General features: G+C 66.8%; 18 protein-coding genes. 13 read left to right on the forward strand and 5 right to left on the reverse strand.

The window, feature by feature from the left end; genetic code table 11:
* Window positions 1-33: 33 nt before the first annotated feature.
* Window positions 34-675 (reverse strand): OmpW/AlkL family protein, encoded by a 642-nt coding sequence (locus ACW7G3_RS06380; RefSeq protein ID WP_456981788.1) that lies wholly within the window; start codon window positions 673-675, stop codon window positions 34-36.
* 252 nt (window positions 676-927) lie between these two features.
* Here ACW7G3_RS06380 and ACW7G3_RS06385 point away from each other — a divergent pair, with 252 nt between their 5' ends.
* The 12 genes from ACW7G3_RS06385 (at window position 928) to ACW7G3_RS06440 (ending at window position 13,152) form a co-directional block, all read left to right on the forward strand.
* Window positions 928-2,328, forward strand: coding sequence for a dihydrolipoyllysine-residue acetyltransferase (locus ACW7G3_RS06385; protein ID WP_456981789.1), 1,401 nt, complete (start codon window positions 928-930; stop codon window positions 2,326-2,328).
* A gap of 16 nt (window positions 2,329-2,344) precedes the next feature.
* Window positions 2,345-4,132: a dihydrolipoyl dehydrogenase gene (gene lpdA / locus ACW7G3_RS06390; RefSeq protein WP_456981791.1), complete on the forward strand. Its 1,788-nt coding sequence runs from the start codon at window positions 2,345-2,347 to the stop codon at window positions 4,130-4,132.
* A 318-nt stretch (window positions 4,133-4,450) separates the two neighbouring features.
* Entirely contained in the window at window positions 4,451-4,828 is a 378-nt protein-coding gene (locus tag ACW7G3_RS06395; protein WP_456981792.1) for a hypothetical protein, read from the forward strand.
* A gap of 42 nt (window positions 4,829-4,870) precedes the next feature.
* Window positions 4,871-5,668, forward strand: a complete 798-nt coding sequence (gene atpB, locus ACW7G3_RS06400) for a F0F1 ATP synthase subunit A (protein WP_456975304.1) — start codon at window positions 4,871-4,873, stop codon at window positions 5,666-5,668.
* Window positions 5,669-5,747: 79 nt separating this feature from the next.
* Window positions 5,748-6,029 (forward strand): F0F1 ATP synthase subunit C, encoded by a 282-nt coding sequence (gene atpE / locus ACW7G3_RS06405; RefSeq protein WP_343258632.1) that lies wholly within the window; start codon window positions 5,748-5,750, stop codon window positions 6,027-6,029.
* 114 nt (window positions 6,030-6,143) lie between these two features.
* On the forward strand, window positions 6,144-6,614 hold the full coding sequence (locus ACW7G3_RS06410; protein WP_456975302.1) for a F0F1 ATP synthase subunit B: 471 nt from the start codon (window positions 6,144-6,146) through the stop codon (window positions 6,612-6,614).
* Between the two features lie 3 nt (window positions 6,615-6,617).
* Window positions 6,618-7,139: a F0F1 ATP synthase subunit delta gene (locus tag ACW7G3_RS06415; protein ID WP_456975300.1), complete on the forward strand. Its 522-nt coding sequence runs from the start codon at window positions 6,618-6,620 to the stop codon at window positions 7,137-7,139.
* A gap of 68 nt (window positions 7,140-7,207) precedes the next feature.
* Window positions 7,208-8,773 (forward strand): F0F1 ATP synthase subunit alpha, encoded by a 1,566-nt coding sequence (gene atpA, locus ACW7G3_RS06420; RefSeq protein ID WP_456975298.1) that lies wholly within the window; start codon window positions 7,208-7,210, stop codon window positions 8,771-8,773.
* A 102-nt stretch (window positions 8,774-8,875) separates the two neighbouring features.
* Window positions 8,876-9,739 (forward strand): F0F1 ATP synthase subunit gamma, encoded by an 864-nt coding sequence (gene atpG, locus ACW7G3_RS06425; RefSeq protein ID WP_456975296.1) that lies wholly within the window; start codon window positions 8,876-8,878, stop codon window positions 9,737-9,739.
* Between the two features lie 70 nt (window positions 9,740-9,809).
* Entirely contained in the window at window positions 9,810-11,219 is a 1,410-nt protein-coding gene (gene atpD, locus ACW7G3_RS06430) for a F0F1 ATP synthase subunit beta (RefSeq protein WP_456975294.1), read from the forward strand.
* A 48-nt stretch (window positions 11,220-11,267) separates the two neighbouring features.
* Window positions 11,268-11,693, forward strand: a complete 426-nt coding sequence (locus ACW7G3_RS06435; RefSeq protein WP_456975292.1) for a F0F1 ATP synthase subunit epsilon — start codon at window positions 11,268-11,270, stop codon at window positions 11,691-11,693.
* Window positions 11,694-12,006: 313 nt separating this feature from the next.
* On the forward strand, window positions 12,007-13,152 hold the full coding sequence (locus ACW7G3_RS06440) for a DmpA family aminopeptidase (protein ID WP_456981794.1): 1,146 nt from the start codon (window positions 12,007-12,009) through the stop codon (window positions 13,150-13,152).
* A 15-nt stretch (window positions 13,153-13,167) separates the two neighbouring features.
* Here ACW7G3_RS06440 and ACW7G3_RS06445 read toward each other — a convergent pair whose 3' ends face one another.
* Window positions 13,168-13,551 carry a GtrA family protein gene (locus tag ACW7G3_RS06445; protein ID WP_456981796.1) on the reverse strand — a complete coding sequence of 128 codons (384 nt, stop codon included), beginning with the start codon at window positions 13,549-13,551 and terminating at the stop codon, window positions 13,168-13,170.
* Between the two features lie 84 nt (window positions 13,552-13,635).
* Here ACW7G3_RS06445 and glmU point away from each other — a divergent pair, with 84 nt between their 5' ends.
* Complete coding sequence (gene glmU / locus ACW7G3_RS06450; RefSeq protein WP_456981798.1) at window positions 13,636-15,006, forward strand: bifunctional UDP-N-acetylglucosamine diphosphorylase/glucosamine-1-phosphate N-acetyltransferase GlmU; 1,371 nt, start codon at window positions 13,636-13,638, stop codon at window positions 15,004-15,006.
* Between the two features lie 123 nt (window positions 15,007-15,129).
* On the opposite strand, the gene ACW7G3_RS06455 is transcribed toward glmU, so the two are convergent.
* The 3 genes from ACW7G3_RS06455 to ACW7G3_RS06465 are packed head-to-tail and all read right to left on the reverse strand — an operon-like array spanning window position 15,130 to window position 19,092.
* The gene (locus ACW7G3_RS06455; protein WP_456981799.1) at window positions 15,130-16,446 is read right to left on the reverse strand and encodes a sensor histidine kinase; all 1,317 of its coding nucleotides are present in this window, start codon (window positions 16,444-16,446) and stop codon (window positions 15,130-15,132) included.
* Entirely contained in the window at window positions 16,443-17,795 is a 1,353-nt protein-coding gene (locus ACW7G3_RS06460; RefSeq protein ID WP_456981801.1) for a sigma-54-dependent transcriptional regulator, read from the reverse strand. The genes ACW7G3_RS06455 and ACW7G3_RS06460 overlap by 4 nt, the downstream gene beginning before the upstream one ends.
* A gap of 58 nt (window positions 17,796-17,853) precedes the next feature.
* Window positions 17,854-19,092 (reverse strand): ABC transporter permease, encoded by a 1,239-nt coding sequence (locus tag ACW7G3_RS06465; RefSeq protein ID WP_456981803.1) that lies wholly within the window; start codon window positions 19,090-19,092, stop codon window positions 17,854-17,856.
* Window positions 19,093-19,095: the final 3 nt, after the last annotated feature.

Here is a 19,095-nt window from a genome sequence, read left to right on the forward strand (position 1 = left end):
GAAACGCCAAAGATCAGCTCAGATCAGCTCAGATCAGAACCGCGCACCCAGTCCAATGCCAACCGTCCACGGATCCAGCTTGATCTCATCACCGGTCGAAACACCCGCCACGTTCACATCCGCACGCGAGCGCATGTAGCGCGCATCCGCACGCGCGAACCAGGTCGGAGTGATGTTCATATCCACGCCGATCGTCCCGATCGCACCGCGCGGCGTGTCCAGGCTCACGTGATCGCCGCCCGGGTTCAGATCCTCATCGCTGATGTTCGACTGGAAAACACCCAGCCCCACGAACGGACGGAAAGTCTGATCCGCCTGGCCGAAGTGATACTGGCCGCTCAGCGCGATGGGCTGCTGCTCGACCGTACCGATCTTGCCCTCCGGCCCGCGCACGCGATGGTCGAAGCTGTCCGCAGCGCCCCACAGCTCCACGCCCCAGTTGTCATCCACGTGCCAGGTGGCGCTCAGGGTCGGGGCCGGGCCGCCGTCGATATCGATGCCCTCGGCAGGATTGCTGTGTGGCTCCAGCAGGGTCACGCCACCAACGATGGACACGCGCTTGCCGCCATAGTCGGCGTCACTGCGCTGGTCGAAGCTGTCCTGGGCGAACGCGGCGGGGCTGGCCAGCAGGGCGATGGCAGCAGCGATGGTCAGTTTGTTGTGCAGGATAGACATGTGGGGGTTCCTCTTCTTGTAATGATGTTTCAACGCCGCCCTCTGCGGGGCGGACGCGCACATCCTCTCCAAACGCACATGAATCCCGTTTCGCCGAAACGTTAAACCACCCCCTCTGCTTTCATCACGGCTTCAGGCGCGTGCTGGCGGGGTGAAGCGCGTTGGCGCATGCAGCGCGGCTGTCGCGGTTGGCGCCCGGGGCGCATGCGTCCACAATAAGGGGCTGTCCCCCTTGTTCTCGCGGAGTGCCGCATGGCCGACCTGAAAGAAGCACGTGTCCCTGATATCGGTGGTTTTGACGATGTCCCGGTGATCGAGGTGCTGGTTGCGGCGGGCGACCGCGTTGAAAAGGACCAGGGTCTGGTCACGCTGGAATCCGACAAGGCCACGATGGAAGTGCCGTCGCCGTTTTCCGGGGTGATCAAGGAGGTCAAGGTCGCCGTGGACGACAAGATCGCGGAAGGCGCCGTGGTCGCGGTGATCGAAGTGGACGATGGTGAGACTTCCGGCGACGCGGAAACCAAGCCTTCAGCTGACGCAGGCAAGGCCGTCGCGGAACCTGCCGATCGCGCCCAGCCCGAAGGCCAGGCGCCTGCGGATAAGGAAGAGGATCCCGCAGTGGAGCCGGCCTCCCCGGGCAAGCAGCCGGACAACATCGCCAAGGCCGCCATCGACCACGCCCCGACAGGTGCCGGCGAGCCGCCGGTGCGCTTCGAGGCCGACGCCGTCCTGCCGGGCAAGGTGCCCTATGCCAGCCCCGCGGTGCGCCTGTTCGCACGCGAGCTGGGCGTCGACCTGGACCAGGTGCAGGGCAGTGCGCGCGGTGGCCGCATCACCCGTGAGGATGTGCAGAAGTTCGTGAAGTCGGCGCTGGCCGGCGGTACGGGCAAGGGCGCGCCTGCGGGCGGCGCCGGCCTGGACCTGCTGCCGTGGCCGAAGGTGGACTTCAGCCGGTTCGGCGAAATCGAAGAGAAGCCGCTGTCGCGGATCAAGAAGATTTCCGGCGCCAACCTGGCGCGAAACTGGGCCATGATCCCGCACGTTACCCAGCAGGACGAGGCCGACATCACCGGTCTGGAAACGCTGCGCAAACAGCTCAACAAGGAAAACGAGCGCGCCGGTATCAAGCTGACCATGCTGGCGTTCCTGATGAAAGCCAGCGTTTCCGCGCTGCAGAAATTCCCCGAATTCAACGCCTCGCTCGACGCCGCAGGCGAGACGCTCACGCTCAAGAAGTACTTTCACATCGGTTTCGCCGCAGACACCCCCAACGGCCTGATGGTGCCGGTGGTGCGCGACTGCGACAAAAAGGGCGTGATCCAGATCGCCCAGGAAACCTCGGAGCTGGCGAAGAAGGCCCGCGACGGCAAGCTCGGCCCGGCCGACATGTCCGGCGGCTGCTTCTCGATCAGCTCGCTCGGCGGGATCGGCGGCACCAGCTTCACCCCGATCGTCAATGCGCCGGAGGTGGCCATCCTTGGCGTCTCGCGCGCTGCGATGAAGCCGGTCTGGAACGGCCAGGAGTTCAAGCCGCGCCTGATGCTGCCGCTGTCGCTGTCCTACGATCACCGCGTGATCGATGGCGCCGCCGCCGCGCGCTTCACCGTCTATCTGGCGCAGCTGATGGAAGACATGCGGCGCATGCTGCTGTGATTTTGGAGAACACGTGATGGCCAAGACCCTGGAAGTGAAAGTCCCCGACATCGGCGACTTTTCCGATGTACCCGTGATCGAGGTCCTGGTGTCGGTGGGCGATACCGTCGCCGTCGACCAGGGCCTGCTGACGCTTGAATCGGACAAGGCGACGATGGAAGTGCCCTCACCCGACGCCGGCGTGATCAAGGAGCTGCGGGTCAAGGAAGGCGACAGCGTGTCCGAAGGCCAGGTGGTGGTGGTGCTGGAAGCCGCAGGTGACGGCAATAGCGACAAGGCCGCAGCCAGCGGAAGCAAGGCCGGCCCCGGCAAGCCGCCGGTCGCCACCTCGCATCGCGCTCCCGCCGAGCCGGACCCGGTGAAGGCCGCGGCGTCGTCGGGTCGCAAGGCCGACGTCGAGTGCGCAATCGTAGTGCTCGGCTCCGGCCCCGGCGGCTACACCGCTGCGTTCCGCGCTGCCGACCTGGGTCTGGAGACGGTGCTCATCGAGCGCTACGCCACCCTGGGCGGGGTGTGCCTCAACGTGGGCTGCATTCCTTCCAAGGCCCTGCTGCATTCGGCCGCGGTGGTCGATCAGGCGCAGCAGGCGGCGGAATACGGCATTGATTTCGGCAAGCCGAAGATCGCGCTGGACACGCTGCGTGGCCACAAGGACAAGGTGGTCGGCCAGCTCACCAAGGGCCTGGCCGGCATGGCCAAGCAGCGCAAGGTGGAGGTGGTGCAGGGCACCGGCCGGTTCGTGTCGCCCAACGAGATCGAAGTGGCCGGTGAGGACGGCAAGACCACGCTGGTGCGCTTCGAGCAGTGCATCATCGCCGCCGGCTCGCAGGCGCTGAAGCTGCCTGGCTTCCCCTGGGAAGACCCGCGGATCATGGATTCCACCGATGCGCTCGAGCTGGCCGAAGTGCCCAAGCACCTGCTGGTGGTGGGCGGCGGCATCATCGGCCTTGAAATGGCCACCGTGTACCGCGCGCTGGGCAGCGAGGTCACCGTGGTGGAGCTGGCCAGCCAGCTCATCCCCGGTGCCGACAAGGACCTGGTCAGGCCGCTGGCCGACCGGCTGAAGAAGCAGGGCGTATCCGTCCACCTGAAGACCAAAGTGCTCCAGGCCAAGGCGGAGAAGAAGGGCATCACCGTGGAGTTCGAAGGCGACAGCATTCCCGAGGACAAGCGCTACGACCGGGTGCTGGTGGCCGTGGGCCGCAGCCCGAACGGCGGCAAGATCGATGCCGAAAAGGCCGGCGTGCGCGTGGGCGAGCGCGGTTTCATCAACGTCGACCGGCAGATGCGCACCAACGTGCCGCACATCTTCGCCATTGGCGACATCGTCGGCCAGCCGATGCTGGCCCACAAGGCGAGCCATGAGGGCAAGCTGGCGGCGGAAGTCGCCGCGGGCGAAAAGAAAGAGTGGGTCGCGCGGGTGATCCCGTCGGTGGCCTATACCGATCCGGAGATCGCCTGGGTGGGTATCACCGAAACCGAAGCGAAGGAAAAGGACATCAAGGTCGGAGTGGCGAAGTTCCCCTGGGCGGCCAGTGGCCGTGCCATCGGCCTGGGGCGCACCGAAGGCTTCACCAAGCTGCTGTTCGACGAGGCCACCAACCGCATCGTCGGTGCGGCGATCGTGGGCGTACACGCCGGCGACCTGATTTCAGAAGCGGCATTGGCGATTGAGATGGGCGCGGAAGCGGCGGACATCGCCCACACCATCCATCCCCATCCCACGCTCAGCGAGTCGGTGGCCATGGCGGCCGAGATCTACGCCGGCACCATCACCGACCTGTACCTGCCGAAGAAAAAATAACCCCGCGCGCCGGTCCGGCGCGCGGGGTCGGCCAGGGTGGGCGCCGGGTGAAAGGATCCGCGGGGTGCGCAAAAAAAGAGCCCCGGTCAGGGCCGGGGCTCGGTGGTGATCTGCGTGCTGGACCGACGAGGAGGTGCAGCAGATCAGGCACACAGGGTGAGACAGGCCCTTTCGGGGAAAGTTCCCTGCAATACGCCTCCAGTCCGCACGACTGACGGCGGTTGTGACTCAAACGCCTGGACTGCTATAATTCTTGGGCTAACCGGGACAGTTATTGCGTTGTGTCCCGCTCCCTACCCAGTCATCCGGAATCCTGAAGTGTTCACGTTCGCCGCCGAAGCTCGGCGCCTGGTACGGCGCGCCATTGTCTGGCAGGCCGCTGCAGTCGCAGTGGCAGCGCTGGCGTTCCTGGCCAAGGGTGCCGACTGGGCAGTGGCAGTGGCACTGGGCGGCGGCGCGGTGGCGATCGGGGGCTGGCTGGCCAGCGTCATCTCGCTCGGCGGCGGTGTCAACCCGGGCATGGTCGCGCTGATGCGGCTGGTGGCCGGAACCGGGATGAAGTGGGCGGTGATCGTGGGGGCGCTGCTGTTCGGCATGTCGGGCGCGGGGCTTCCCCCGCTGCCGATGGTGCTGGGGGTGATCGTGGCCCTGGCGGCGCAGATGCTGGCGATGGCCGGTCCACCGGCCCGCCATTGAATCGTGTCATTGAATCGTTGAACAGGCAGGAACATCTGACTTATGGCGGTTGAAGCGGAACTCACCCCTTCGAGCTACATCCAGCACCACCTGCAGAACCTGACCCATTCGGTCGGCGAAGGCGGGTTCTGGACGTTGCATGTGGATACCTTGATCGGCTCGGTGGTGCTGGGCGTGATCATGTTTCTGGTGTTCTGGACGGGCACCCGTAAAGCCACCTCGGGCGTGCCGGGCAAGTGGCAGGCGTTCGTCGAGATCCTGCTCGAGTTCGTCGATCGCCAGGTTCGTGACACCTACCACGGTTCCAGCAAGCTGGTGACGCCGATCGCGATCACCCTGTTCTTCTGGATCCTGTTCATGAACATGATGAAGTTCATCCCCGCGGACTTCATCTCCAAGCCGCTTGAGTGGGCGGGCGTGGGGTACTGGAAGCCGGTACCCACCGCCGACGTGAACGCCACCCTGGGCCTGTCGATCAGCGTGTTCTTCCTGACCCTGTTCTTCGGCCTGCGCGCCAAGGGCATCGGCGGCTTCGCCAAGGACTTCCTGGTCACGCCGTTCGGCAAGTGGGCGATGCCTGCCAACCTGCTCCTGAACATCGTCGAGTGGTTGTCCAAGCCAATCTCGCTGGCGATGCGACTGTTCGGCAACATGTTCGGCGGCGAGATCGTGTTCCTGCTGATCTGGGTGCTTGGCGGCTCATTCCTGCTCGGCGTACTCGGCGGCGCCGTGTTCGGCCTGGGCTGGATGATCTTCCACATCCTGGTCGTGCCGCTGCAGGCCTTCATCTTCATGATGCTGTCGATCGTCTACCTCAGCCTGGCTGAGGATTCACACTGACCGGTCGCAACATCCCGGTTTCGATTCAGTTCCACCCCTCACCTCAACTTCCAACAAGCAAGCCGTTCTGGAGACAATCATGGAAACCGCACTCGCTCTCATCGCCTCCGTCCAGTCCTCGACTGCCCTGGCTGTCGGCCTCATGGTCGGGCTGGCCGCGCTGGGCGCCGGCTTGGGCATGGCCCTCATGGCCGGCAAGTTCCTCGAGTCCGCCGCCCGCCAGCCGGAGCTGATCCCGGTGCTGCAGGTGCGCATGTTCATCACCGCCGGCCTGATCGACGCCCCGTTCATCATCAGTGTCGCCGTCGGCCTGCTGTTCGCCTTCGCCAACCCGTTCCTGGTTGGTGGCCTGGCTGTCTGAGCAGCCGGTCGCGGAGCAACGAGCACCGTCGGCCATTGGGGCCGGCGGCTGCAACACGGATAGCCCCGGCACCTCCCGTGACTGGGGCGCCCCGAGTACAGGCAGAGCACGACGATGAGCATCAATCTGACCCTAATCGCCCAGGCGCTGGCCTTCGCCGCGTTTATCTGGCTGATCGCCACCTTTGTGTGGCCACCGCTGCTCAATGCGATTGAAGAGCGGCAGAAGAAGATCGCCGAGGGCCTGGCGGCCGCTGACAACAGCCAGCGTGCGCTGGCCCAGGCAGAGGAAACCGCCGACGCCGAGCTCAAGGCCGCGCGTGTCAAGGCCAACGAGATCATCGACCAGGCGCACCGCCGCAGCACCCAGATCGTCGAGGCCGCCAAGGTCGAGGCGGTCACCGAGGGGCTGCGCCAGAAGGCGCTGATCGACGCCGAGATCCAGGCTTCGGCCACCCGTGCCCGCGAGGAGCTGCGCCACCAGGTGTCGCTGCTGGCGGTGAGCGGCGCCGAGCGCCTGCTCAAGCGCGAGATCAACGCCGACACCCACAAGGCGCTGCTCGACGAATTGGCTTCGGAGATCTGACCGATGTCCATGACCCTCGCCCGCCCGTATGCCCGCGCTGCTTTCGCGGTCGCGCGCGAAGACGGACAGGCCGTGCAGTGGTCGGACGCGCTCGGATTCGCCGCCCGCGTTGCGGCCGATCCCCAGGTCGCGGCCGTGCTGGTGCATCCGTCGCTGACCCGCGAAGACGCGGTGACCCTGCTGGCGCCGGAAGGCGCTGACGAAAAATTCTCCGGCTTCCTCGCCGTGCTCGCCGACAACGGCCGGCTGGGCGTGCTGACCGACATCGCCGGGCTGTATGAAGACCTGCGCGCCGAGGATGAGCGCGTGGTGCTGGCGAAGATCACATCGGCGGCCGAGCTGCCCGAGGCCGAGGTCGAGCAGATCCGCAATGCGCTCAAGCGCCGGTTCGGTCGTGAAGTGCAGATCGAGACAGCGGTTGACGAAAGCCTCATCGGCGGCGCGGTCATCGCGGCCGGCGACGTGGTCATCGACGGCTCGCTCAAGGGCAAGCTGGAGCGCCTGCAATCCGCGCTGGCTCACTGAAGCCGGACACAAACGAACATCGAAGCCGTGTGCTGCACACAGCGGCGCATGAACCAGGAAACGAAACCATGGCAAGCACCACGCTCAACCCCTCTGAAATCAGCGAGCTGATCAAGTCGCGCATTGACAAGGTCAAGCTGTCCGCCGAGGCCCGCAACGAGGGCACGGTGACATCGGTGGCCGACGGCATCGTGCGCCTGCACGGCCTGGCCGACGTGATGCAGGGCGAAATGATCGAACTGCCCGCAACCGCCGATGGCATCCCGACGTATGCCCTGGCGCTGAACCTGGAGCGCGACTCGGTCGGCGCCGTGGTGCTGGGTGACTACGAGCACCTGCGCGAAGGCGACACCGCCAAGACCACCGCACGCATCCTTGAAGTGCCGGTCGGCCCCGAGCTGCTGGGTCGCGTGGTCAACGCGCTGGGCGAGCCGATCGACGGCAAGGGCCCGATCGACGCCAAGCTGGGCGCGCCGGTGGAGCGGGTGGCCCCGGGCGTGATCTGGCGCAAGTCGGTCGACCAGCCGGTGCAGACCGGCTACAAGTCGGTTGACTCGATGATCCCGATCGGCCGTGGCCAGCGCGAGCTGATCATTGGCGACCGCCAGACCGGCAAGACCGCGATGGCCATCGACGCGGTGATCAACCAGAAGGGCACCGGCATCAAGTGCGTGTACGTGGCGATCGGCCAGAAGGCCTCGACCGTCTCCAACATCGTGCGCAAGCTGGAAGAGAACGGCGCCCTGGCGCACACCATCGTGGTGGCCGCCACCGCGTCGGAATCAGCCGCGATGCAGTACATCAGCGCCTACTCCGGCTGCACCATGGGCGAGTACTTCATGGACCGCGGTGAGGATGCCCTCATCGTGTATGACGACCTGTCCAAGCAGGCTGTGGCCTACCGCCAGATCTCGCTGCTGCTGCGCCGCCCGCCGGGCCGCGAAGCCTACCCGGGCGACGTGTTCTACCTGCACAGCCGCCTGCTGGAGCGCGCCGCGCGCGTGTCCGAGGACTATGTGGAGCAGTTCACCAAGGGCGAAGTGAAGGGCAAGACTGGTAGCTTGACCGCGCTGCCGATCATCGAGACCCAGGCCGGTGACGTGTCCGCGTTCGTGCCGACCAACGTGATCTCGATCACCGACGGCCAGATCTTCCTCGAGACCGACCTGTTCAACGCCGGCATCCGCCCGGCCGTGAACGCCGGCATCTCGGTGTCGCGCGTGGGTGGTGCGGCCCAGACCAAGATCATGAAGAAGCTGTCGGGCGGCATCCGTATCGCCCTGGCGCAGTACCGCGAGCTCGCGGCCTTCGCCCAGTTCGCCTCCGACCTGGACGACGCGACCCGTCGCCAGCTGGAGCGCGGCCAGCGCGTAACCGAGCTGATGAAGCAGAAGCAGTACGCGCCGATGAGCGTGTTCCACCAGGCGCTGTCGATCTACGCGGTCGACAAGGGCTACATGGACGACGTGCCGGTGAACAAGATCGGCAGCTTCGAAGAGGCGCTGCACGCGCACTTCGAGAACACCGCTGCGGAGCTGATCTCCAAGGTCAATTCCAGCGGCGACTGGAACGACGACATCGAGGCCGCGTTCAAGAGCGGGGTCGATGAGTTCAAGAAGACCGGAAGCTGGTAATGACGGGGCGGGCCCTGGTCCGCCCTGATCTGTGGCAATCCTATGGCGGGCCCCGGCCCGCCCCACGGGAAAGGGGCCTGAGCCCCCCAACGGGAAGAAGAGATGGCTGGCGGTAGAGAAATCAAGACCAAGATCAAGAGCGTGCAGAACACCCGCAAGGTGACGCGTGCGCTGGAAATGGTCTCGGCCTCCAAGATCCGCAAGGCGCAGGAGCGGATGCGCGAGTCGCGCCCGTATGCGCGCGCGATGAAGCAGCTGATCGGACACCTGGCCCAGGCCAATTCCGAGTTCCAGCATCCGTACCTGGTCGAGCGCCAGGACGTGAAGCGGGTCGGCTACGTGATCATCTCCTCCGACCGTGGCCTCGCTGGCGGGCTGAACAACAACCTGTTCCGCAAGCTGCTGGGCGAGTTCCGCAAGCACCAGGAAAATGGCGTCGAGATCGACCTGGTCACCATCGGCCAGAAGGCGACCACGTACTTCCGCCGGGTCAAGGTGAACATGGTCGCCAGCGTCACCCACCTGGGCGACACGCCGCAGGTGGAACAGCTGGTGGGCGTGATCAAGGTCATGCTCGACGCCTACAACGAAGGCAACGTGGACCGCGTGTATCTGGTCTACAACGACTTCGTGAACACCATGACCCAGCGCGCGGCGACCGATCAGCTGCTGCCGCTGCCTGCTTCCGAAGAAAAGGTGGCCAGGCACGACTGGGACTACATCTACGAGCCGGATCCGGAAGGCGTGCTCGGGCACGTGCTCACCCGCTACGTCGAATCGCTGGTGTACCAGGCGGTGATGGAGAACGTGGCCTCCGAACACGCTGCGCGCATGGTGGCGATGAAGGCCGCCAGCGACAACGCCAACAAGCTGATCGACAACCTGAACCTGTCCTACAACAAGGCGCGTCAGGCGGCGATCACCCAGGAGATCTCGGAGATCGTCGGCGGCGCAGCCGCTGTCTGACGGACCGGGTCACCACAGAATCCAGCCGGCCCGCGCCGGCCACCAGAACAGGTAATCGGAGCAACACACAATGAGCAACCAGGGCAAGATCGTTCAGATCATCGGCGCGGTCGTCGACGTTGAATTCCCGCGCGACAGCGTGCCGCGCGTGTACGACGCGCTGAAGGTCGACAACACCGAGATCACGCTGGAAGTGCAGCAGCAGCTGGGCGACGGCGTCGTGCGCACGATTGCGCTCGGTTCCACCGACGGCCTCAAGCGCAACCTCGTGGCCACCAACACCGGCAGCGCCATCTCGGTGCCGGTGGGTGCCGGTACACTCGGCCGCATCATGGACGTGCTCGGTCGCCCGATCGACGAAGCCGGCCCGATCGATGCCACCGACCACTGGGAAATCCATCGCGCGGCGCCCTCCTACGAGGAGCAGTCCTCGACCAACGAGCTGCTGGAAACCGGCATCAAGGTCATCGACCTGATGTGCCCGTTCGCCAAGGGCGGCAAGGTCGGCCTGTTCGGCGGCGCCGGCGTGGGCAAGACCGTCAACATGATGGAACTGATCAACAACATCGCCAAGGCGCACGAAGGCCTGTCGGTGTTCGCCGGCGTGGGCGAGCGTACCCGTGAGGGCAACGACTTCTACCACGAGATGAAGGACTCCAACGTCCTGGACAAGGTGGCGATGGTCTACGGCCAGATGAACGAACCGCCGGGCAACCGACTGCGCGTGGCGCTGACCGGCCTGACCATGGCCGAGTACTTCCGCGACGAGCCGGACGAGAGCGGCAAGGGCAAGGACGTGCTGCTGTTCATCGACAACATCTACCGCTACACCCTGGCCGGCACCGAGGTTTCGGCGCTGCTGGGCCGCATGCCGTCGGCGGTGGGCTACCAGCCGACCCTGGCCGAGGAAATGGGCGTGCTGCAGGAGCGCATCACCTCTACCCGCACCGGCTCGATCACCTCGATCCAGGCCGTGTACGTGCCCGCGGATGACCTGACCGACCCGTCGCCGGCCACCACCTTCGCCCACCTGGACGCGACCGTGGTGCTGAGCCGCGACATCGCCTCGCTGGGTATCTACCCGGCGGTCGACCCGCTCGACTCCACCAGCCGCCAGCTGGACCCGAACGTGATCGGCAACGAGCACTACGACACCGCGCGCAAGGTGCAGTCCACCCTGCAGAAGTACAAGGAGCTCAAGGACATCATCGCGATCCTGGGCATGGACGAGCTGTCGGAAGAGGACAAGCAGGCCGTGTCGCGCGCACGCAAGATCGAGCGCTTCTTCAGCCAGCCTTTCCACGTGGCCGAAGTGTTCACCGGCTCGCCGGGCAAGTACGTGCCCCTGAAGGAAACCATCCGCGGCTTCAAGGGCATCGTGGACGGTGAATACGACCACCTGCCGGAGCAGGCGTTCTACATGGTCGGCAGCATCGACGAGGCGGTCGAGAAGGCCGCGAAGATGTCAGAAACCGCGTGATGCATGGCGGGCCGCGGCCCGCCTTGCGCCAAACTGGAACTGGAATACATGACCACCACCATCCGTTGCGACATCGTCAGCGCTGAAGCCGAGATCTTCCACGGCGAGGCCACGCTCGTGGTCGTTACCGGCGAGATGGGCGAGCTGGGCATCGCGCCGCGCCATGCGCCGCTGATCACCCGGCTCAAGCCCGGCAAGGTCGTTGTGACCCAGGCCGACGGCAGCAAGCTGGACTTCGCCATTGGCGGCGGCATCCTCGAGGTGCAGCCGCAGGTGGTGACGATCCTGGCCGACACCGCCATCCGTGCCGACGAGATCGACGAAGCCTCCGTGCGTGCAGCCAAGGAAGAGGCCGAGCGTGTGCTGGCCGGCCGCGGCGAGGCGATGGACATCGCCGAAGCCCAGCAGAAGCTGGCCGAAGTCAGCGCCCAGCTGCAGGCGCTGGAGCGGCTGCGCAAGAACCTCAAGCACTGACGCCTGCCGCGCCCGCGCGGTACCGCATCAAGCAGACGCCGGCTCCCGCCGGCGTTTTGCCGTCTGGTAGGAGCGCACCATGTGCGCGAAGCCGCGTGAATCCCAGCGGTCGGCATGGGTTTCGGCCAGTACGCCGTAACCGACGTCCCATGGCGAGGCCAGGTGTCACGCGGCTTCGCGCGCTCCTACACCAGTGCGTGCGTCAGCAAGGCGTGCGTGCTGAGATCTGTGTGGTCCATGGCCAAGGTGCCCCGCAGTTGCATGTGCCCTGGCGGACGACTACGTTGACCGGATGATCCGGATAGCGATGTTGATGCTGGTGGCAGTGGCCGGAAGCGCCGTGCCTTTCCTTGCCTGCGCGCAAGACACGGCCGGCAGCGAACGTCCGCGTGCCCGCGAGGCCGGGGTGGTCATCGGCTCGTTGCCCACCGGCCCGCGCAACGCCATCGTGGACGTTGAGGGAGTGGCGGTTGGCCACGTCACCCTGGACGATGCCGGCGACACCATCCGCACCGGCGTAACTGCGATCCTGCCGCATGGCGGCAGCCTCTATCACGACCGTGTCCCGGCGGCGATCCACGTGGCCAACGGCTTCGGCAAGCTGTTGGGGGTCACCCAGGTGCGCGAGCTCGGGGAGCTGGAAACCCCGATCCTGCTTACCGGCACCCTGGGCGTGTGGCAGGCGGCCGATGCAATGGCCGGCTGGCTGCTGGAGCAGCCGGGCATGGAGCAGGTGCGTTCGATCAACCCGGTGGTCGGGGAAACCAACGACGGCCACCTCAACGATATCCGCAGCCGGCCGCTGCGCCCGCAGCATGTGATCGAAGCGCTGGAGAGCGCTTCCACCGATGACGTGCGCGAGGGCGCGATCGGTGCCGGAGCCGGGACCGTGGCCTTTGGCTGGAAAGGCGGTATCGGCACCAGCTCCCGCGAAGTTGAAACCGCAGGCTCCAGGCATACCGTCGGTGTGCTGGTACAGAGCAATTACGGTGGTGACCTGGTGGTGGCCGGGGTTCCCGTCGGCGCGCAGCTCCCCAACCCGTCGTCGTATCTGGATTCCGGCGACGAGCCTCCCGTGGCCGATGGCGACGGCAGCATCATGATCGTGGTCGCTACCGATGCGCCGCTGGATGCGCGCCAGCTGGGCCGCCTGGCATCTCGCGCGGTGGTCGGCCTGGCCCGTACCGGCGCGTCGATGTCGAATGGATCAGGTGACTACGTGATTGCGTTCTCCACCGCCCCAGCGAGCCGCCGTGGCGATGCCGCAGTCCTCACCCCAACGGTGCTCGGCAACGAGGCCATGAGCCCGCTGTTCGTGGCGGTAGCGGAAGCGACCGAGGAGGCGATCCTCAATTCGATGTTCCGGGCCGATACGGTGAGCGGACACCGCGGCACCGTGCCGGCGCTGCCGTTGGAACTCCTATTGCCACTGGTGCATGCAGCGTCGCCGGACCGATAGAGGGACCACGGGGCTTCAGCGCCGGTAGACCCAATGCCGCGACAGGGTGAAGCCGACCGCCGCCAGCGCCAGCTCTACCAGCGGCTTGGCCAGCCAGGCCCAGCGCAGGCCAAGCACGTCATCCACCTGGCCGATCGCCCAGGTGCTGACGATGGTCGTACCGATCCACATCAATACGAAACGCCGCAGCTGCACCGGGCCCAGGGTGGTGCCCTCGCCGGAAAACGTGAACTTGCCATTGGCCCAGTAGCCCATCAGCGCGCCGCAGACGCGACCGGCCACGTTGGCTTGGCGCACCGGCACCCCGGCGTGGCTGAGTGCCACCATCACTGCCCAGTCCAGCAGCCATTGCAGGCCGCCGATGATCAGATAGCTGCGTGATTGCCGGTACAGGCTCAAGGTGGAAAGCTGTATCCAGGGAGGGCGCGGGCATCGTAGCAGCGCGGCCCGTTAGAATTCGCATTCGACCTTCACGGAATTGATATGAGCGCTCCCCTGCATGTGATCATCCTGGCCGCCGGAGAAGGCAAGCGGATGAACTCCGCGTTGCCCAAGGTGCTGCAGAAAATCGCCGGCCGGCCGATGCTGGCCCATGTGATCGCAGCGGCCCGACGGCTGGAGCCGGAAGCGGTCCATATTGTCTACGGCCATGGCGGCGACCAGGTGCGCACGGCGCTCGAGGATCAGCCGGACCTGCAGTGGGCGGAGCAGGCCGAGCGGCTGGGGACCGGACACGCGGTGCAGCAGGCGCTGGTGAACGTGCCGGATGGTGCCGAAGTGCTGGTGCTCTATGGCGATGTGCCGCTGATCACCACCGACAGCCTGCGCGGCCTGGTGGCCGGAGAGCACGGCGCGCGCCTGGCGGTGCTGGTCGCCGAGCTGGAGGACCCGACCGGCTATGGTCGCATCGTGCGTGACTCGGAAGGCCACGTGGCCGCGATCGTGGAAGAGAAGGATGCCAGCCGCGAACAGCGCGACATCCGCATCATCAACACCGGGATCCTGGCCGCGGAGTCCACCGCGCTCAAGCGCTGGCTGGGCGCGGTGTCCAACGACAATGCGCAGGGCGAGTACTACCTGACCGACGTGTTCGCGCTGGCGGCGGACGAATTCAGCGCCGCGGAGATGGTGATGATCGCCGATCCGATCGAAGCCGAGGGTGCCAACGACTCCTGGCAGCTCGCCCAGCTTGAGCGCGCGTTCCAGCTGCGCCAGGTGCGCGAGCTGTGCCGCCAGGGGGCGCGCGTGGCCGACCCGGCGCGGGTGGATATCCGCGGTGAGGTGACCGTGGGCCGCGACGTGGAGATCGACGTGGACGTGGTACTCGAAGGCCGGGTGGAGCTGGGCGACGGCGTGCGTATCGGCCCGTTCTGCCGGCTGCGCGACGTGCGCCTGACGCTGGGCACCGAGGTGCGCGCCCACTGCGATCTGGAAGGCGTGGTGACCGAGGGCACCGCGCGCATCGGTCCGTTCGCCCGGCTGCGTCCGGGCACGGTGCTGGCGGACGGCGCCCAGATCGGCAACTTCGTTGAAACCAAGAACACCACCGTGGGCGTGGGCAGCAAGGCCGGCCACCTGAGCTATCTCGGCGATACGGTGATCGGGGCCGGTGCCAACATCGGCGCGGGCACCATCACCTGCAATTACGACGGGGTGAACAAGTCGAAGACGGTGATTGGCGATGGCGCTTTCATTGGCTCGAACGCCTCGCTGGTGGCGCCGGTGACCATTGGCGACGGCGCCACCACAGCGGCCGGCTCGACCATCACCTACGACGTGCCGCCCGACACCCTGGCCATCGGCCGTGCCCGCCAGGGCATCAACGACCGCTGGCAGCGCCCCAAGAAAAAGTAGGAGCGCGCCACGCGCGCGAAGCCGCGTGAATCACATTCCGTCGTGGCGCGTCGTGCACCGCGAACCGGCCGGAGCCACGTCGCACAGCCGCAAGTCACGCGGCTTCGCGCGCACGGCGCGCTCCTACGGGGACGGCAAAGTCAGGCTCACCCGCAGGCCGCCGCCTTCGCGGTTCTGCAGGGCAATGCGGCCACCGTGGGCTTCGCAGATCTCGCGGGCCAGCGCCAGGCCCAGACCGGTGCCGTTGCGCTTGGTGGAGTAGAACGGCAGCAGCGCGTTGGCCAGTACCGCCTCGTTCATGCCGCTGCCGCGATCGAGCACTTCGATCCGCCAGGCTTCGGGGAGCCGGCGCAGGTCCAGCCGCACCTGCGAGGCGGGCGAGCCGGATTCGTGCGCATTACGCAGCAGGTTGATCAGGCACTGCTCCACCTGGGCCACGTCGAAGCGGCCGTGGCCGTCCAGCGCGGCGTCGTCGAAGCCGAACTCGACCTGCTCGCGCAGGCGCCGCACGAAACCCGACCACTCCACGTTTTCCAGCCGCGGCGAGGGCAGCTTGGCGAAGCGGGCGTAGTCGCGCAGGAACCCTTCCAAGTGCCGCGCCCGTCCCTCGATCGTCTCCAGCGCAGCCGGCAGCCGCTCGTACTGGCCGCGCCGCACCAGCTCCGCACCCGAATGCGCCAGCGAAGCGATCGGCGCCAGCGAGTTGTTGAGCTCGTGGCTGATGACCCGGATCACCTTCTTCCAGGTGTGCACCTCCTGGCGGCGCAGTTCGGCGGTGAGCTGGCGCAGCAGCACCAGCTCGTGTGCCCGGCCGTTGAGGCGGAACGTGCGGCGCGACAGGTGGTAGATGTCCTCGTCGTCGTCGCTGCCCACGCTGAACATTCCGTCCCCACCCTGGGCCATGGCATCGCGCATGGGCTCGGGGGCGCGATCGAGCAGGGCGCCGAACGACTGCCCTTCCAGCCGGCGGCCGTCTCCCAGCAGTTTGCGCGCTGCAATGTTGGCCAGCACGATCCGGCGCCCGCTGTCGACCAGCAGCGTCGCGACCGGCGTGTTCTGCACCACGGTGTCCAGCAGCAGTTCGCGCTGGGCGATCGAGGTGCGCTGTTCGCGCAGGACGTCGCCCAGGCGGTTGTGGCTGGCGACCAGCTCCCCCAGCTCGCCGCGGCCCTGCCACGACACGCCGAAGTTGAAGTCACCGTCGCGGTAGCTGGCCACGCTGCCCGCCAGCGCCCTGAACAGCGAGCGCGCCGGCGAAAGCACCAGCCTGATCTGGTAAAGCAGCGGCGGCAGCAGCAACAGGGCGGAAACTGCCGTGGCGGCCCACGGCTGCAGCCAGCGGAGCAGGGCCATGGCCAGCGCGGCGGCCAGCACCATATACAGCGCAGACAGCAGGCCGAGGGTCAGGCCCAGCGGCAGCCGCTGCCACCAGAGGTTCATCCCTCGCCACCCGGCTCGCGGCGGATCCCGTGGCGTTCCATGCGGCGGTACAGCGCCTGGCGTGATAGCCCGAGCTCGGTGGCGGCCTGGGCCAGCACGCCGTCATTGCGTGCCAGTGCCGCTTCGATGTCCTCCCGGTCCGGATCCGCCGTCGGCGGCGCGGTAGCAGCCGGCGGCGCCGCAAGGCCGAAGGCTTCGGCTTCCACCACATCGCCGGGCGAGAGCAGGGCCGCCCGCTGCACCGCATTGCGCAGCTCGCGCACGTTGCCCGGCCATGGATGGCCCAGCAGCGCACGCTCGGCTCCGGCCGACAGACGCTTGCCCTCAGGCAGGAAGTGGCGAGCAAGCGGCAGGATGTCGTCCTGCCGCTCGGCCAGCTCCGGCAGCTTCAGCTCGATGGCGTTGAGACGGTAATACAGGTCTTCCCGGAACGAGCCGGCGGCGATCGCTGCCGGCAGGTCGACGTTGGTGGCGCTGACGATGCGCACCTTTACCTGACGCTCGCGGTTGGACCCCAGGCGTTCGAAGCGGCCGGTTTCCAGCACCCGCAGCAGCTTCATCTGGCCGGCCAGGGGCAGGTTGCCGATCTCGTCCAGGAACAGCGTGCCGCCATCGGCCGCCTCGAATTTCCCCTCACGCGCCCGGGTGGCGCCGGTGTAGGCGCCAGCATCGGCGCCGAACAGTTCGGCCTCGATCAGCTCGCCCGGAAGGGCGCCGCAGTTGACCGCAATGAATGGCCCGTCGCGCACCGCCGAGTTGGCGTGGATGATCTCGGCGAACTTCTCCTTGCCGGTGCCGTTGGGCCCGGTCACCAGTACCGCCAGCTCCGAGCGCGCCACCTGGCAGGCCAGCGACAGCACCCGCTCACTGGCCGCGTCGGCCCAGACCAGGCCGCGCAGGTCGTAGTCGCGCTCGAGCTCCTGGTGGCGTCGGCGCGCACCTTCGCGATGTCGCGCCAGCTCGCGGCGTGACTGCGCCAGCTCCAGCAGGTTGTTCACCGTGGTCAGCAGCTTCCGGTCATCCCACGGTTTGGCCAGGTAGTCGGCGGCTCCGCCCTTGATCAGTTCCACCGCTGATTCCAGATGGGTCCAGGCGGTGAGCAGGATGACGGGCAGGTGCGGATGCGCTGCGCGTATCTCACGGAACAGGGCCACGCCCTCCTCGCCCGACGTGGTATCGGCGCGGAAGTTCATGTCCTGGATCACCAGGTCGATATCACCGCCGCGCAGTGCGTCCAGCCCGGCCTCCGGGGAGTCGGAACCCACCGTCTGGATGTCGTACAGGGAGAACAGCATCTCCAGCGCGGTGATCACGTCTGGGTTGTCGTCGATGACGAGGATCGTGGGCATGGCTCGTACAGTAGTCCGGATCAGGGCAGGCGGCGGGACTGCGTGGCGGGAGAACTCCTCATGCGCTGCGGGTGGCGGTCGCGGGTGGCACCCCTGATGCGCGCCGGGCCGGTCCCAGCACGGCCGCCTGGCCCAGCAGCCACAGTGCCGCTGCGCCCGCGGGTAGATAGGCCAGCGGCAGGCGTGGCATGGCGTAATGCTGCATGAGCCACTGATTGATTGCATAACCCGCTATCAGCCCGGGGATCAGGCCCAGGCCGACGACGATGAAGTTTTCCGCCAGGAAGTGACGCACCACATCTGTCCGGCGCGCCCCCAGCGCGCGCCGGATGCCGATGCTGCGCAGCCTTTGTTCCACCCAGTAACCCGACAGCCCGGCAATGCCCGCTCCGGCGACCACCAACACCACCACGATGACGGTCGCCAGCAGCCAGACTGCTGCACGCCGGGCGCGGAATGCGTCGCTGCGCAGGTCTTCATAGCGGTCCACGCGCGCTTCGATCCCCGGAATGCGCAAAGTGCCGAAAACCTGCTCGAGCGCCGCGGGCAGGGCAGCATGGACTTCGTCGATGCGCGCCGGGTCGGCCAGCACGGCGTAATTGATCACGGGGGTGGACTGGATGCGCGCCGGCAGCAGGATCGAAAACTGCGCCTGGCCATCGTCCAGCTCGCCGAGCTGGTAGCGCAGCAGCCTGCGCACCACGCCAACCACCACCAGATGACTGTCGCCCCCGGTCTGATCCAGGCGTTGGCCGAGCACATTGCCGTCGGGAAAGAAGAAGCGGGCCAAGGCCTGGGTAAGGATCACCGGCGTTCCGGGCGGGATGTCCACGCCTTGATCGGCCAGGTCCACCGTGGCGCGTTCGTCCGGCTGGAAATCCCGCCCCTGGATCAGCTCCAGCCCGAGTGCACCAACCAGTCCATCGCCGGCATATCCACTGGACATGGCGGTGGCACCGGTGGGGCCACGCAGGCCGAGGACGAATGACAGGGTCTGTTTCATTGGCAGGCCCATCGCGGGGGCCGCCTCCTCCACGCCCGGGATCGCCCGCAGCGCTTGCTGCCCGCTGCGGATGTCGGCCTCATTCCAGTTGCCGCTGCGGGCGACGAGATTGTCGACCAGAAGCAGGCGGCCGCGCGGAATCCCGTCGTCCAACAGCAGCGGAGCTGCCTGGCGCTGGAGCAGGAACACCGCGTTGGTGAGGATGGCGCAGGCCATGGCAACCTGCAGTGCCACCAGCCAGGGCATGAGCGGACGGCGCCGCAGCGCGGTCAGGATCTGTCGGATCGGGGGCATCGG

Source organism: Luteimonas sp. A478 (assembly GCF_054052025.1).